A 14,817-nucleotide genomic window follows, 5' to 3' on the forward strand; every position below is an offset into this window, starting at 1 on the left:
CCGGACGGGCGGGTCTACGCCGGACGGGCCAGGACGGGCCGGACTCCGGCCCGGTCCGCCGCCCGGCCCGCCCCGGCGAACTCGCCGTAACCGCCCGCGTGGAAGACCAGCGGCTCACCCTCCGAGCGCTGGAAGTATCCGACCTCGCCGACGAAGATGACGTGGTCGCCTCCGTCGTGGGTGGTCAGCGTACGGCAGGCGAAGTGGGCCAGGGCCCCGGCGAGGAGCGGCGGCCCGCCGGGGCCGGGACGGGTCTCCACCCCGGCGAACTTGTCCGGCAGCGGCCTGGCGAACCGCTGTGAGAGGTGGCCCTGCCCCGCGGCCAGGACGTTGACCGCGAACCGCCCGGCCCGCAGGAAGAGCGGCGCGCTGGGGGCGTTCCTGGACAGGCACCACAGGACCAGGGGCGGGTCGAGCGAGACCGAGGTGAAGGAGTTGACGGTGACTCCGGCCCGGTCGCCTTCCGGGGTGGCGGTGGTGACCACGGCCACCCCGGTCGCGAACTGACCGAACGCGTCGCGCAGCGATCTCATGACATCCCCTCGGAGGCGCCGATCCGCGCCAGGTACTCGCCCGCCCCGGCGGGGTCCATGAACCAGCCGGCGTAGTCCGACGGGTCGTCGAAGCCGTTGACGAAGCGGGAGGCCACCTCGGGCAGCCGGCCGGCCGCGCCCAGGATCTCCAGCACGTGCGGGGGCGGGGGCGCCAGGAGCGCGTTCGTCCAGGCGGTGGTGTGCCGGGCGTCCTCCCAGTGGCGCTCGAAGGCCCCCTCCATCCAGGCCCTGTCGAACGGCCGCTCGCCGCGCTCCAGGATGCTGGAGAGGTAGGAGGCGGCGCACTTGGCGGCGTTGTTGGCGCCCTGCCCGGTGATCGGGTCGTTGAGCACGACGACGTCGGCGACGCCGAGGACCGCGGCGCCGGAGGGGAGCGTCGCCACGGGCCTGCGGACGGTCGGAGCGAAGCGGCCGGACAGGACGCCGCGCTCGTCGGTGAGCTCGACGCCGCCGCAGCGGTCGGCCTCCCACGGCAGGAAGGTCTCCAGGACCCACCGGCTCCTGGCCAGATGCTCGGCGGGGGTGCGCACGTCCGCCCAGCAGTCCATCGGCCCGCCGGGAACGCCCTCGAACACCATGATCTCGCAGGGGCCGGTCGCGGTCAGCGCGGGGAAGACGAAGTACTCCCCGACCCCGGGGATCAGGTTGAAGCACACCGCGGAGTGCTCGGGTCGCGGTGTGAGGCCGGTGACATAGGTGACGGCCAGGGCCCGCTGCGGGGCGTCGTAGGGCGAGCGCGAGGCGTCCCGCTCGAACAGCGAGGCGATCCGCCCCTTGCCCGCGGCGACCAGGACGAGGTCGTACCCGGCGGCGTAGGTCTCCAGGTCGTCCACCGTCGCGTCGTGGATGACGATCTTCCCGCCGAGGCGTTCCACCTCGGCCATCCAGGCGGGCATCTTCAGCCGCTGGTCGACCGAGCGGGCGGGCGTGTCGAGCCGGGCCGCCCAGTCGATCGCCCTGCCGCCGTCGGGGCCGGGGACGGTGAACTGGATCCCGTCGATCGGGGGGCAGTCGTCCGCCCACAGGTCCAGGCCGAGGTCGCGCTCATGGCCGAGGCCCGTGCCGAATATGACCTGGCCCGACATGACGTGGCCGTCGCGGATGTCATCCGGGGTGCGGTTGGAGACCACGGTGACGTCGTAACCGTTCCGCAGCAGGCCGGCGGCGAGGTGGAGGCCCGCCTGACCGGCTCCGACGACGAGGATTCTACGCATGGCGACATGTCCTTTCCGAAGATCTGAAGAGGGTCCGAGAGGCTCCCGGTGAGGGAGGTGGCCGGCCGCGGCGCCTGATGAAAAGGTACGGCGGGCGGTGCCGTACGGGCTATCCGCTCAGCGCGGACTCCGTCCGCCTGGCGCGGAGTTCGGAGACCCGCCGCGGGCCGTCAGCGTCCGCGCAGCGTGTGCGAGGGCGCCTGCCCGTACCGCGCGCGGTAGGCCGCGGCGAACCGCCCCTGGTGCAGGAAGCCCCACCGCGCGGCCACCCCGGTCACGGTGCACCGGGCCGGGTCGCCGGTCACCAGCTCCTCGTGGACCCGGCCCAGGCGCACGTCCCTGAGATAGGTCATCGGGGTCAGGCCGAGATGGCGGCGGAAACCCTCCTGGAGGGAGCGTCCGCTGACCGCCACCGCGCGCGCCACGTCGTCGGTCGTCAGCGGCTGGTGGGCGTGGCCGTCGATGAACTCCATCGCCCGGCGCACCACCTTGGGCACGGCGGGAGGACGGGGGGCGTTCAGCCGCGCCCGGTAGTTGGACGGCTGCATGGTGAGCAGGGAGGTGAGCATCGCGTTCTCGAGATGGGCGATCGCCAGCGGCTGCACGGCGAGCCCGTCGCCGTGCTCGGCCTCCCCGATGATCAGGTCGGCCATCGCCCGCCAGGCCCGCGCCCAGCCTGCGGTCATGTCCAGGCCCAGGTCGAAGACGATCGGCCGGTCGAGCCGCTCACCGAGCATCTGTTCCAGCGCGCCCTCGACGGCCGTCCGGTCGAACTTGACGATCAGCTGGGGGCAGCCCGCCTCCCAGCGCATGTCGAGGTACTCCGACGGCGAGGGCAGGGAGGCCAGCCGGGGCGTCGAGACGATCTCCTGCCCGCCGCACCGGATCAGGCTCCGGCCGGCCAGCGGGATCTGCACCAGGAAGAAGGACTCCAGCTCCCCCGGTTCGATGCGGACGTCCGTCCCGTAGTCCAGGTAGTTCATCCGCACGCCGCCGAGCTGGGCGGAGTTGAACCGCGCGGCCAGCCGCGACACCTCACCGGTCAGCTCCAGCCGGTGCGGGCAGAACACGCGCGCCACCAGCTCGCGGGCCTCGTCGAGATCCCCGGTGCCGAAGAGCCGCCGGTTGCCGAGCGGGACCCGCTCGCGCGCCTCGTCCATCGACGCTCCCGCCCTCGGGTGTCCATCGCCTGTGTACGGCGGTGCGGAACCCGCACGGCCGGTCCATGGACGATCACACGTCCGGGCGCGCCCGACCACGTACAAATACGCAGAGAGCGGAGACGTCCCCGTCCGGGGGGCGATCCCGGCCGGCGGGCCCGGGCACGGCCCGCCGGCCGGGGGTCAGCAGGTGATGTCCTTGCCGGTGAAGCGGGCCCAGGCGATCGAGCCGAAGACCGCGATGTAGGCGGCGAAGACCAGCAGGCCCTGGCCCATCTCGCCGGTGGCCATCGGATCGCGCAGCACCCCGTCGAATCCGTTCCACCAGTGCGTCAGCAGGTAGGGCTGGAACACGGAGAGCTGCGGGATGACGCCGAGCACCTGGACGACGACGACGAGCCCCACCGTCGAGGCGATGGCGCCGACGGCCGCCTCGGTCATCGTCGAGAACGCCAGCGCCACGGCGGCCAGGGCGGCCATGCCCGCCGTGACGTACAGCACGACGACGCCGATCCTGAGCACGCCGTCGAGCAGCGGGATCGTCCCCCCGGACAGCAGCGTGATCGGGCCGGCCGGGAACAGCAGCACCCCGGCCAGCAGCGACGACAGCGCGACCGCGGCGACGGCCGCCAGGCAGAAGACGACGGCGTTGGCGTACTTGACGCCCAGCAGCCGGGTCCGGCCGGCCGGGGCGGCCAGCAGGTAGCGCAGCGTGCCGAGGCCCGCCTCCCCGGCGACCGAGTCTCCGGCGACCACCGCGACCGCGACCGGCAGCAGCAGCTGCACCAGGATCGAGAGCGCGGCGAAGGTGAGGAACAGCCCGTTGCCGGTGACCTGCCCGAAGACCGAGGGTCCCCCGTCGGTCTCGTCCGGCCCGCCGAACGTCCGCAGCGCGACGCCGATCAGCACCGGGACCAGGGCGAGCACGGCCAGCATGGCGATGTTCCTCGGCCGCCGGAGGGTCAGCCCCACCTCCGAGCCGAGCAGCCGCAGCCACGCCCGGAGGGCTCCCACCGCCCGCGCCCGGGGGAGCGGCGCGGCGCCCGTCCCGATGGACACGGTCTCCTGCCCGCTAACCGTTGACATCGAAACCCTCTCCGGTCAGGCCCACGAACACGTCCTCAAGGCTCGGCCGCTGCACGGCCAGACCGCGCACGGCGACGCCGCCGGCCACCAGCGCCGCGCAGATCCGCTCCGGAGCGTCGGCGCCCAGCTCCGCGCTGACCTCGCCGTCGCCGGTGCGGACCTGTGCCAGCCCGGAGGCGGCCAGTACGGCCGCCGCCTCGGCGAGATCCGGTGTCTCCACCCGGATCCTCACCGCCTCCCCCGCCCGGAGCCCGGCGATGGGCCCCTGGGCGACCAGGCGCCCGGTCCGCATGACGGCGATGTGGGAGCACATCTGCTCCACCTCGGCCAGCAGGTGGGAGGAGACGAACACGGTCGTCCCCCCGGCGGCGATCTCCTTGATCAGCCCCCGCACCTCGCGGGTGCCCTGCGGGTCGAGGCCGTTGGTCGGCTCGTCGAGGATCAGCAGTTCCCTCGGCCCGAGCAGCGCCGCGGCGATCGCCAGCCGCTGGCGCATGCCCAGCGAGTAGGCCCGGTAGCGTTTGCGGGCCGCGGCGGCCAGCCCGACCCTGTCCAGGGCGAGCCCGATCCTGGCCGAGGCCGTGCGCGGGTCGGCCGCCGGGTCGGCGGCGTCGTAGCGGCGCAGGTTCGCCTCACCCGACAGGTAGGGGTAGAACGCCGGCCCCTCGACCAGCGCCCCCACGCGGGACAGCACGGCGGCCGTCCCGCCCGGCATCGGCGTGCCGAGCAGCTCCCAGGCGCCCCCGGTCGGCGCGACCAGGCCGAGCAGCATGCGGATGGTCGTGGTCTTCCCCGAGCCGTTCGGGCCGAGGAAGCCGAAGACCGACCCCCTGGGCACGGCCAGGTCGAGGGCGTCCACGGCGACCTGGCCGCTCCGGAAGCGCTTGGTCAGCCCGCGTGTGACGATCGAGCAGTCTTCGGCGGGGAGCGTGGCGGACGGCGTCCGCTCCCGGACGGTCAGCACCGCTCCCCCGTCGGTCTCGGCGTCCCGCTCATCTCCGCCCGGCCGCCTCGGTCAGCTTCTCGGGGGTGACCGCGCCGACCAGCAGGCGGCCGTCGTCGGTCAGCAGCGCGGAGACCAGCTTGGTCTGGATGACCTTGCCGCTGCCCCACGCCCCGCTGACCTGCCTGGCCGACTTCAGCAGGGCGTCGGTGACCACGGCCGCGTCCTGCCCGCCGGGCCGGTCGCCCTGCCGCTGAGCCGGACCCTTGAGATCCTGCGTGGAGAACGGGAGCACCGCGACCGTGGTCCAGCCCTCGCCCACGGTCGTGAGCCCGCCCTTCAACGCCTCGGCCCGCTCCTGCCCGCCCTCCGGGCGGCTCCCCAGGTCGGCGAGCGTCTTCTCCTCCACCTTCGCGCCCGCGGGCGGGGTGAAGGTGAAGTTGTCCGGAGCGGGCGGGGTGAACGTCACCGAGGTGAAGCCGATCTCGAAGGCCGGTTCGGCCGCGCTCTTGGCGTAGACCTGGACCCGCAGCGGGACGAAGGTCTCCCCGTCGAGCGCCAGCTTGACCTCCTTGACCAGGGAGGAACCGTCCCTGGGCGTCAGGACGAGCTGGTAGGCCGGCCTGCCGGCGACCTTCTCGGTGTTGCTCACGCTGACCGCGGTGCCGGCGTCGGCCCGCTTCAGCGCCTCGTCGGCGACCTGCTGCGGGGTGGTGGCCATGGGCATGGCCCTGTCATGGTCCTGCCCCGCCTGGCCGGCGCCCTTGATCCGGGTGGCCTTGTTGGTCTCGCTCTCCCACAGCCAGGCCTGGTCGCCGTTGACGATCAGGTCGGTCTCGCTCATCCGCCCGGGGAGGGCGAAGCGGAACCGGTCCTCGCCGCCGTACCAGACCTTGAGCTCGTGCGAGCCCGCCAGCAGGGCCGCGGGCGACGTACCGCCCATCCCCGCCACCTCCGGCAGCCCCGGCAGGCCGAGGGAGGCGGTCTGCATCACGGTGCCCGACATGGGCTTCACGCCGGACTCGGTGGCCCGGACGGCGTCGGCCAGCAACTGCGCGGCGGTGCGCTCGGGCAGCACCGGATCCCCCTGGACCGCCGCGATCACCGGACCCGCGCCGATGGCCCCGGCGACCAGCGCGACCGTGGCGATCGGCACTCCCCACCTCACCGCGCGGCCCCGTCTCGTCTGCTCTGACATGTCACTCCTTCACGGTATGCCGTCAATCCCTGACATCTGCAGCTTGCGTGACCGCTCCTGTGCCGGAGCTGAGACAGACTGAGAGGGCTCACAGGGTTCTCAGCCGCCTCTCAGGCGGGCTGGCCGAAGATGGGGCGGACACCGGAGGGGGTGGAGGATGCGGGTTCTCGTCGTGGAGGACGAGCGGCGGATGGCCGCGGCGCTCCAGCGCGGGCTGCAGGCCGAGGGGTTCGCGGTCGATCTCGCGCACGACGGCGAGGACGGTCTGCACCTGGCCAGGCAGGGCGACTACGACGTGGTCGTGCTGGACATCATGCTGCCCAGGCTCTCCGGCTACAACGTCTGCAAGCGATTGCGGGCCGAGGAGAACTGGGTGCCGATCCTGATGCTGTCGGCCAAGGACGGCGAGTACGACATGGCCGACGGGCTCGATCTGGGCGCCGACGACTACCTGGCCAAGCCGTTCTCCTACGTCGTGCTGGTGGCCAGGCTGAGGGCGCTGCTGCGGCGCGGCGCCAACCGGCGCCCGTCCGTGCTGCGGGCCGGGGACCTGTCGCTGGACCCCGCGCGCCGGCGGGTCTCCCGGGGCGAGACGCCGGTGGAGCTGACCCCCAGGGAGTTCGCGCTCCTGGAGTATCTGATGCGCCGCCACGACGAGGTGGTCTCCAAGACGGAGATCCTGGAGCACGTCTGGGACACCTTCGACACCGACCCCAACGTGGTCGAGGTCTACGTCGGCTACCTGCGCCGCAAGATCGACGTGCCGTTCTCCAGGACCGCCCTGCAGACGGTGCGGGGGGCCGGGTACCGGCTGGCCGGCGATGGCGGCTGATCCGCGTCCCCGCGAGCGCGTCCGCCGGGGACGGCGCACGGTCGGCTGGTGGCGGCGTAAAAGCCTGCGCTTCCGGCTGACCGCGGTGGCCTCGGTCGCGCTCGGAGCGGCGCTGGTGGTCTCGGCCTACGTGATGATCAGCGTGCTCGGCAGGTCGCTGCTCGCCACCATCGACGACTCCATCTACCAGCGGGCCCGCGACACGGTCTCGCTGGCCGACGCCGAGCGGCTGCCGGACGGGATGACCTCGCCGGACGGCACCCTCCTGCAGGTCGTCGACGCCGCCGGACGGATCACCCATGCCACCACCGGGACCGACCGGCTGGTCCCGCTGCTGAACGCCGGGGAACGGGCGGCGGCGATCGGGGAGGGGCAGGCGCGGTTCCTGGACGGCGGGCCGTACGGGATCCCGCACGTGTTGCGCGTGCGGGTGCTCAGCGCCGACCGGGGCCTGACGGTGATCGCCGCCCGTCCCTTCAGCGAGGTGCAGACCAGCATCACCACGGCCGGGCACGTCCTGGTCGTCGGCACCCCGCTGCTGCTGGTGCTGCTCGGCGGGGCGAGCTGGGTGATCATCGGCAGGACCCTGCGGCCCATCGCCGCGCTGCGCCGGGGGGCGGAGGAGATCACCGACACCGCCCGCTCCCGGCGCCTGCCGGTGCCCGAGGCACGTGACGAGGTGCACAGCCTGGCCGTCACGCTCAACGACATGCTCGCCCGGCTGGAGAAGGCCGACACCCGGCAGCGGGCCCTGGTCTCCGACGCGGCGCACGAACTGCGCAGCCCGCTGGCCAGCATCCGGCTCCAGCTCGAGGTGGCCCTCGGCCATCCGCACGGGCAGGACTGGCAGGAGACGGCCGAGGGCGTGCTGGAGGACACCATGCGCCTGGCCCGGCTGGCCGAGGACCTGCTCGCGCTGGCCCGCCTGGACGAGCGCGGCGGCGCGCCGTCCCGCAGGGAGCCGGTGGAGCTGGACCAGCTCGTCCCCCAGACCGTCGAGCGGTACGGCGAGGCCGTCACCGTGAAGATCGGTGAGGGGGCGATCGTGGTGGCCGGGGCCGCGCTGGACCTGGGGCGGGTCCTGGTCAACCTGGTGGACAACGCGCTGCGGCACACCGACGCCCCGGTGGCGGTGGAGCTCCGCGCCGAGGGCGCCGACGCGGTGCTCACCGTCACCGACGACGGCCCCGGCATCCCCGAGCCCGACCGGGAGCGGGTCTTCGACCGGTTCACCCGGCTGGACAGCGCGCGCAGCCGCGACGAGGGCGGGGCGGGGCTGGGCCTGGCCATCGTCCGCGAGACCGTCCACGCCCACGGCGGCGCGGTCCATCTGGAGGACGCCCGCCCCGGCCTGCGGGCCGTCGTGCGACTTCCGCTATCTTGACCGAGGTTTGCCCGTCCGGTGATTGGCCCAGCCTCGTTTCCGGATCTAGCGTCGTTTTCATGACTTCCGCTGACAGCGGGCAGCGGGAGCTGATCCTGCGGGTCGCGACCCGGCTGTTCGCCGCCCTGGGCTATGACGCGACCTCCGTCAGCCAGATCGCCGAGGCCGCCGGGCTGGACGTCGCCACGCTCACCCGGCAGGCCGGCGGCAAGCGCGAGCTGTATCTCGCGGTCATGGAACGCGCCCACCACGCCGAGCTGGCCGGCCTGGAGAGATCGGTCGGGGAGATCGCCGCCGCCGCGCCCGGGGAGACCTCGGCCGCCGTGCACCACCTCATCGACGACTACATCGACTTCTGCGCCCAGAACTCCGAGTTCCCCGCGCTCTGGATGCACCGCTGGCTGTTCGACGCCAGCGACGTCACCGAGCTGGACCGCCAGTACGTCCAGCCGCTGGTCCAGTACGTCACCGAGGCCATCGCCCCGCTGACCCGCGGCTCTCCCGACATGAAGTACGTGATCTGGTCGGTGATCTGGTGCACCCACGCCTTCTCCCGCGGCGGGGTGCTCGACGACGAGGGCAATCGTGTGGGTCCCGAGGACCCGGAGACCCTGCGGCGCTTCCGCGCCTACCTGCACGAGATGGTGCACTGCGTGCTCGCCCTGCCCGGGGACCTCCCCGGAGGCGCGACCTGACGCCGGGGGCCCGCCCCGTGGACGTGGTCCGGCACCGAGACCCCCGGAACACGGGCCCGTACGGCTTCCGCTATCTTGACGGAGGCTTGTCCAACCAGTGATTGGCCGGGGCGTGTTTTCGCATCTAACGTCGTTTTCATGACTTTCGCTGATGGCGGCCAGCGGGAGCTGATCCTGCGGGTCGCGACCCGATTGTTCGCTGCCTTGGGCTATGACGCGACCTCCATCAGTCAGATCGCCGAGGCCGCAGGACTGGACGTCGCCACGATCACCCAGCAGACCGGCAGCAAGCGCGAGCTGTATCTCGCGGTCATGGACTGGGTGCACGAGATGGAGCTGGCCTCCCTGCGGAAGGCGACCGAGGGCGCTCCCGTGACGAGCCCCGAACAGGCCGCCGCCCTGGTGCGCCGGATCATCGACCAGTACCTCGACCTGTGCGTGACCCACCCCGAGGTCCCGGCCCTGTGGATGCACCGGTGGCTCTCCGACGCCAGCGACGTCACCGAGCTGGAGCGACGCTACAGCCAGCCGATACGCGAACTCGTCAAATCCGCGCTCGCCCCCGCGATGGCCAGCGGGTACATCGACCCCGGCGTCGACATGGAGTACCTCCTGTGGTCGACGCTCTGGTGCGTGAACGGCTTCTCCCAGAGCGGGGTGCTCGACGAGCACGGCAACCGCCGGTACATGGACGACCCGGAGGTCCTGCGCAGGTTCCGCGCCCACCTCCACCGGACGATCCACCGCACCGTCACCTTCCCCGGAGCCTCTCCTTGACCTTGGAACACTCCCCCTCGCGGCACCTGACGGCCGCACCCCCGCTCACCCGCGGGCGACTGCTCGGCTACGCCCTGGGCTCGGTCGGCACCGGGATCTTCTCCGCTGTCCCCGGCCTGCTCCTGCTGTTCTACCTGACCGACGTCCTGGGGGTCTCCGCGGCCGTGGCGGGGGCCGTGCTGGTCGCCCCCAAGGCCTGGGACGTCCTGTTCAACCCGGTCGTCGGCGCGGCCAGCGACCGCGAGGCCGTGCGGACCGGCCGCCGCACCCGGCTGCTGTCGCTCGGCTCGCTCGCCCTGCCGGTGGCCTTCGCGGCCATGTTCGCCGTGCCGGGCCCGATACCCGGCGTGGTCTGGGCGGGGGGCGCGTTCCTGCTCGCCGCGTCGGCCTTCGCCTGCTTCCAGGTGCCCTACGTGGCGCTGCCCGCCGAGATGGCCGACGGCACGGCGGAGCGCACCCGGATCATGTCCTGGCGGATCATCTGCCTGACCCTGGGCATCCTGGTCGCCGGAGGGCTGGCTCCGGAGATCGTGGGCCTGGGCGGCGGCGGCCGGGCCGGATACGCCGTGATGGGCGTGGCGGTCGGCGCGGTGATGGCCGCGGCTCTGCTGGCCGCCACCCTGTCCACCCGCTGGGTCGCCTCCCACCCGGGTCCCCGGCAGCTCGGGCTGGTGGCCGCGTTCCGCACCGCCCGGGGCAACCGGCCGTTCTTCGCCCTGCTGGCGGCGTTCGTCACCCAGTCCCTGGGGGTCGCGGTGATGCTGGCGGGCGCGCCGTACGTGGCGGTCTACCGGCTGGGCGACTACGGGCTGACCTCGCTCATGTTCGTGTGCATGGTGGGGCCGAGCGCGCTCGCCGTGCCGCTGTGGACGCGGGCGGCGCGCCGGTTCGGCATGGTGCCCTGCTACCTCGTGGCCGTGGCGGGGTTCGCGGCGGCGGCGCTCGCGCTCATCCCGGTGATCGACTCGGCCGGTGTCGCGGGCACGCTCCTGCTCACCGGCCTGATCGGCGTCTGCTACGCCGCTCTGCAACTGCTGCCGCTGTCGCTGCTCCCGGAGACCGTGCACGCCGACGCCGCCCGCACCGGGCACGCCCAGTCAGGCGCCTTCACCGGCCTGTGGACCGCCGGGGAGACGGCGGGCATGGCGGTCGGCCCGGGACTGTTCGCCCTGGTGCTGGCCGCGAGCGCGTTCGCCTCCGGGCCGTTCGACGCCCCCGCCGTACAGCCCGGCTCGGCCCTGACCGGCCTGCTGCTCGGCTTCACCGCCCTCCCCGCGGCGCTCATGCTGATCAGCCTCCCTCTCGTCATCGCCTACCACCGGCTCGCACGGGCCGTATCCCCCAAGGAGATTCATGAGCCTGCCTGAGAAGGGCCGGGACATCGAGGAACTGCTCGCCGAGATCTCCCGGCTCAAGCAGGACGACCTGCCGGTGCGCGGCGGCAAGGTGACCGCGTACGTCTACGACACCGGGCGGCCGGAGGTGCACGAGGCCGCGGCCCGCGCCTACTTCGAGATGCTGGAGGTCAACACCCTCGACCCGACCGCCTTCCCCAGCGTGGTGGAGATGGAGAGGCAGGTCGTCGGCGCGGTCGCCGAGCTGCTGGGCGGCGGATCCGGCATCTTCACCAGCGGCGGCACCGAGTCGATCATGCTGGCCGTGAAGGCGGCACGGGACGCGCGGCCGGTCGGGGGCCGTCCCCGGATGGCCGTCCCGGTCACCGCGCACCCGGCCTTCCACAAGGCCGCGCACTACCTGGGGGTGGCGGTGGACGCCGTACCGGTCGACCCGGTGACGTTCCGGGCCTCCGTCGCGGCCGTCGAGGAGGCGATCACCGAGGACACGGTGCTGGTGGTCGCCTCGGCCCCGTCCTACCCGCAGGGCGTGGTGGACCCGGTCGCCGAGATCGCCGAGGCCGCCTCCGCGCGCGGCGTGCTGTGCCACGTGGACGCCTGCGTGGGCGGATGGCTGCTGCCGTGGCTGCGCGAGGCCGGGGCGCGGGTCCCGCCGTTCGACCTGTCGGTGCCGGGCGTCACCTCGCTCTCCTGCGACCTGCACAAGTTCGGCTACTCCCCCAAGGGCGCCTCGGTGGTGCTGTTCGCCGATCCGGCGCTGCGGCGCAAGGCCTACTTCGCGTCGGCGTCGTGGCCCGGCTACACGGTCATCAACGCCACCGTGCAGAGCTCGAAGTCCGCCGGTCCGCTGGGCGGCGCCTGGGCCACCTTCCAGGCCCTCGGCCGGGACGGCTACCTCGAACTCGGCCGCGCCACCCTCGCGGCGGCCCGGCGGCTCCGCGAGGGCATCGCCGGGATCCCGGGCCTGAGGGTGCTCGGCGACCCGGAGTCGGCCCTGGTCGCCTTCGGCTCGGACGAGGTGGACGTGTTCGTGCTGTCCGACGAGGCCAGGAAGCGCGGCTGGTTCCTGCAGCCGCAGCTCTCCTACGCGGGGATCCCGGCCAACATCCACATCACCGTGACCGGGGTGACCCTCCGGGGTGTGGAGGCGATGCTGGAGGTGATCGCGGAGTCCGCCGAGGCGGCGCGGGAGCGTGGTCCGGCGGCGCTGCCCGAGGGGCTGGTGGACCTCGTCGCGGGCCTGGACCTGGACGCCCTGGACGACGCCGCCTTCGGCGAGCTCGCCGCGGCCGTCGGGGTGGACCTCGGCGGCTCGGGGCAGCCGGAGATGGCCGTGGTGAACGCGGTCCTGGACGCGCTGCCGGCCGACCGGCGCGAGGCGGTCCTGATCCGGTTCCTGTCGGTCATCTACGCCTGACCGTGACCGCGCGCGGCGGGACTATCGGCGCAGCTCGGCGATGACGGCCAGCGCAGTGCGGGCGGAGGCCGCGTCGTGGACCCGGAAGACCCGGGCGCCCTGCCAGGCGGAGACCGCCAGGGTCGCCATGGTGCCCGCGTGGCGCTCGTCGACCGGGAGGCCGCCGAGGGTCTCGCCGACGAAGTCCTTGTTGGAGACGGCGACGAGCACCGGCCAGCCGGTGGCCACCATCTCGTGCAGGCGGCGGCTGACCTCCAGGGAGTGCCAGGTGTTCTTGCCGAAGTCGTGCGCCGGGTCGATCAGGATCGACTCCCTGCGGACCCCGGCGGCGACCGCCCGCTCGGCCAGGTCGGCGGTGTAGGCGACGACGTCGGCGACCACGTCGTCGTAGGCGATGCGGTGCGGGCGGGTGCGGGGGACGACGCGGCCGGCGTGCGCGCAGACCAGCCCGATGCCGTGCTTGGCGGCGACCTCCGCCAGAGCGGGGTCGACCCCGCCCCAGGTGTCGTTGAGCAGGTCGGCGCCCGCCTCGGCGACGACCTCGCCGACCTCGGCACGCCAGGTGTCGACGCTGATGATCAGTTGGGGATGGCGCTCCCGGACCGCCGCGACCAGGTCGGCCACCCGGCGGATCTCCTCGGCGGGGTCCACCTCGTCTCCGGGGCCCGCCTTGACGCCGCCGATGTCCACGATGTCCGCGCCGCCGTCGACGGCGGCGTCCACCGCCTCCAGAGCCGCCGCGAAGCCGTACGTCCTCCCCCTGTCGAAGAAGGAGTCCGGGGTACGGTTGACCACCGCCATGATCGCGAACTCGCCGGGCCGGAACTCACGGCCACGCAGGCGCAAGATAGTCATCGAGACCGAGCCTACCGCCCGGTGTCGGAGAGGCAGGCGCTCCCACCTGCGCCGCCTCTGGGGGTTTCGGGAAGAACAGACGCTGGGTCTCCCTAGGCGGCCGACCCACCTTCGGCCACCGACAGGAACTCCTGGGCGATGGCGGGCAGCCGCCGTCGCGCGTGGACAATGGCGATCACCCGGCGGACCGAGGGATCGAGGGGGCGGACCACCAGCCCGGCCCGGGTGGCCTGCTCGGCCATCCCCCGGTACCAGAGCAGGGAGGCCGCGCCCGAGCGGACCGTGTTCAGCCAGTTGCCGCGCTCGTCCAGCTGCACGGTCGGCACCGGGGTGACGCCGTACTTGGCGAACAGGGCGTCGAACTCCCTGCGCCGGGCGCTGCCGGGGATCGGCAGGACCAGCCGCATGCCGTTGAGCCTGCTCATCGGCACCGGGTTGGGCAGATCCACGCCGGGCGGGGAGATCAGCACGATCTCCTGACGCTCCAGCGGGTGGCTGACCAGGTCGGCGGGGACGGGCAGGTCCGTCAGGCCGAGATCGGCCCGCTGGTCCCTGATGGCGTTCACCACGCCGTCCCGTCCGTCACAGCGGACGATGTGCACGCGCACTCCGGGGTGCTCGGCGCTGTAGGCGGGAAGGAGGCGTCCGGCCAGCCCCGGCTCAAGGCTGGGGGTGGAGGCGATACGCAGTTCCGCCTCGGAATGGCCGTGGCCGGACAGTGCCTCGATCTCGCGGACCGCGTCGAGCGCCTCCTTGGCGAGCTTGACCACCCGGCGCCCCTGCGCCGTGACGACCACGCCCCGCCCGGAACGGGCGAACAACGTCATCCCCAGCTCTCGTTCGAGGTCTCTGATCGCACGGGAAAGCGCAGGTTGTGCGATGTACAGCGACCTGGCCGCATCGGTCATGGTGCGGTGCTCCGCTGTCGCGACCACATAGCGGAGCTGCTGCAGATTCATGGCTTTGAAGCTAAATCACCGGGCTGGGATCGGTCCTGCACATCGCGGAGATCACCTCGGATGATTTCGGAATGTAATCGAACGCAGCGACATCCGTGACGGGTGAGAAATCAGTATGCTTACGCCCCAAATTCGGCAAAGGTCCGGGCTTTCCTGCCATATCGGACGCTCGGGTTAACGGGGAGACAGCGTGACAGGCAACGGGCAGTACCCTCCTCTCCCACCTCCGCCTCCACCTCAGGGAAACCCGTACCCTGGCCAGCCGCCGCCCGCCTGGGCTCCCGCGCCTCCCCAGGCGCCGCCGCAGGGCTACCCTCCCCAGGGCCCGCCGCAGGGCTACCCTCCCCAGGGCCCGCCGCAGGGCTATCCGCAGGCTCCGCCTCCGGGC

The 14,817-nt window shown here is 72.9% G+C and carries 14 protein-coding genes; 6 read left to right on the top strand and 8 right to left on the bottom strand.

Translation table 11 applies throughout. The features are described 5' to 3' along the window. Positions 1 to 14: 14 nt before the first annotated feature. The 6 genes from CA984_RS04400 to CA984_RS04425 all read right to left on the bottom strand — a co-directional run bounded on the left by CA984_RS04400 (position 15) and on the right by CA984_RS04425 (position 6,155). Positions 15 to 533, bottom strand: a complete 519-nt coding sequence (locus CA984_RS04400) for a flavin reductase family protein (protein WP_086568406.1) — start codon at positions 531 to 533, stop codon at positions 15 to 17. After that, positions 530 to 1,768, bottom strand: coding sequence for a styrene monooxygenase/indole monooxygenase family protein (locus CA984_RS04405; protein ID WP_108724528.1), 1,239 nt, complete (start codon positions 1,766 to 1,768; stop codon positions 530 to 532). Before CA984_RS04405 ends, CA984_RS04400 begins: the two co-directional genes overlap by 4 nt. 170 nt (positions 1,769 to 1,938) lie before the next feature. Next, entirely contained in the window at positions 1,939 to 2,928 is a 990-nt protein-coding gene (locus CA984_RS04410) for an AraC family transcriptional regulator (protein WP_086568409.1), read from the bottom strand. 183 nt (positions 2,929 to 3,111) lie between these two features. Further along, on the bottom strand, positions 3,112 to 3,987 hold the full coding sequence (locus CA984_RS04415; protein WP_242675726.1) for an ABC transporter permease: 876 nt from the start codon (positions 3,985 to 3,987) through the stop codon (positions 3,112 to 3,114). Positions 3,988 to 4,000: 13 nt separating this feature from the next. Continuing rightward, complete coding sequence (locus tag CA984_RS04420; RefSeq protein ID WP_207620719.1) at positions 4,001 to 4,978, bottom strand: ABC transporter ATP-binding protein; 978 nt, start codon at positions 4,976 to 4,978, stop codon at positions 4,001 to 4,003. Positions 4,979 to 5,006: 28 nt separating this feature from the next. After that, a complete protein-coding gene (locus CA984_RS04425; RefSeq protein WP_086568411.1) occupies positions 5,007 to 6,155 on the bottom strand; it encodes a LolA family protein in 1,149 nt (382 codons plus the stop codon). A gap of 157 nt (positions 6,156 to 6,312) precedes the next feature. Between CA984_RS04425 and CA984_RS04430 the strand changes: the two genes are divergently transcribed. The 6 genes from CA984_RS04430 to CA984_RS04455 all read left to right on the top strand — a co-directional run bounded on the left by CA984_RS04430 (position 6,313) and on the right by CA984_RS04455 (position 12,615). Continuing rightward, positions 6,313 to 6,987 (top strand): response regulator transcription factor, encoded by a 675-nt coding sequence (locus tag CA984_RS04430; RefSeq protein ID WP_086568413.1) that lies wholly within the window; start codon positions 6,313 to 6,315, stop codon positions 6,985 to 6,987. Beyond that, positions 6,977 to 8,371, top strand: a complete 1,395-nt coding sequence (locus CA984_RS04435) for a sensor histidine kinase (RefSeq protein ID WP_086568416.1) — start codon at positions 6,977 to 6,979, stop codon at positions 8,369 to 8,371. Before CA984_RS04430 ends, CA984_RS04435 begins: the two co-directional genes overlap by 11 nt. Before the next feature lie 59 nt (positions 8,372 to 8,430). Beyond that, the gene (locus tag CA984_RS04440; protein ID WP_086568418.1) at positions 8,431 to 9,066 is read left to right on the top strand and encodes a TetR/AcrR family transcriptional regulator; all 636 of its coding nucleotides are present in this window, start codon (positions 8,431 to 8,433) and stop codon (positions 9,064 to 9,066) included. A gap of 138 nt (positions 9,067 to 9,204) precedes the next feature. Then, positions 9,205 to 9,843: a TetR/AcrR family transcriptional regulator gene (locus CA984_RS04445; RefSeq protein WP_086568421.1), complete on the top strand. Its 639-nt coding sequence runs from the start codon at positions 9,205 to 9,207 to the stop codon at positions 9,841 to 9,843. Then, positions 9,840 to 11,210 carry an MFS transporter gene (locus CA984_RS04450; RefSeq protein ID WP_086568424.1) on the top strand — a complete coding sequence of 457 codons (1,371 nt, stop codon included), beginning with the start codon at positions 9,840 to 9,842 and terminating at the stop codon, positions 11,208 to 11,210. Before CA984_RS04445 ends, CA984_RS04450 begins: the two co-directional genes overlap by 4 nt. Then, positions 11,197 to 12,615: a pyridoxal phosphate-dependent decarboxylase family protein gene (locus CA984_RS04455; RefSeq protein ID WP_086568427.1), complete on the top strand. Its 1,419-nt coding sequence runs from the start codon at positions 11,197 to 11,199 to the stop codon at positions 12,613 to 12,615. Before CA984_RS04450 ends, CA984_RS04455 begins: the two co-directional genes overlap by 14 nt. Before the next feature lie 21 nt (positions 12,616 to 12,636). Here the strand turns inward: CA984_RS04455 and folP are convergent, their stop codons facing one another. After that, complete coding sequence (folP, locus tag CA984_RS04460; protein ID WP_086568429.1) at positions 12,637 to 13,470, bottom strand: dihydropteroate synthase; 834 nt, start codon at positions 13,468 to 13,470, stop codon at positions 12,637 to 12,639. A 92-nt stretch (positions 13,471 to 13,562) separates the two neighbouring features. After that, entirely contained in the window at positions 13,563 to 14,429 is an 867-nt protein-coding gene (locus CA984_RS04465) for a LysR family transcriptional regulator (RefSeq protein ID WP_086568431.1), read from the bottom strand. Between the last annotated feature and the right edge of the window lie 388 nt (positions 14,430 to 14,817).

Origin of the sequence: Streptosporangium minutum (assembly GCF_002149035.1) — a bacterium.
GTDB classification, from domain to species: Bacteria; Actinomycetota; Actinomycetes; order Streptosporangiales; family Streptosporangiaceae; genus Streptosporangium; species Streptosporangium minutum.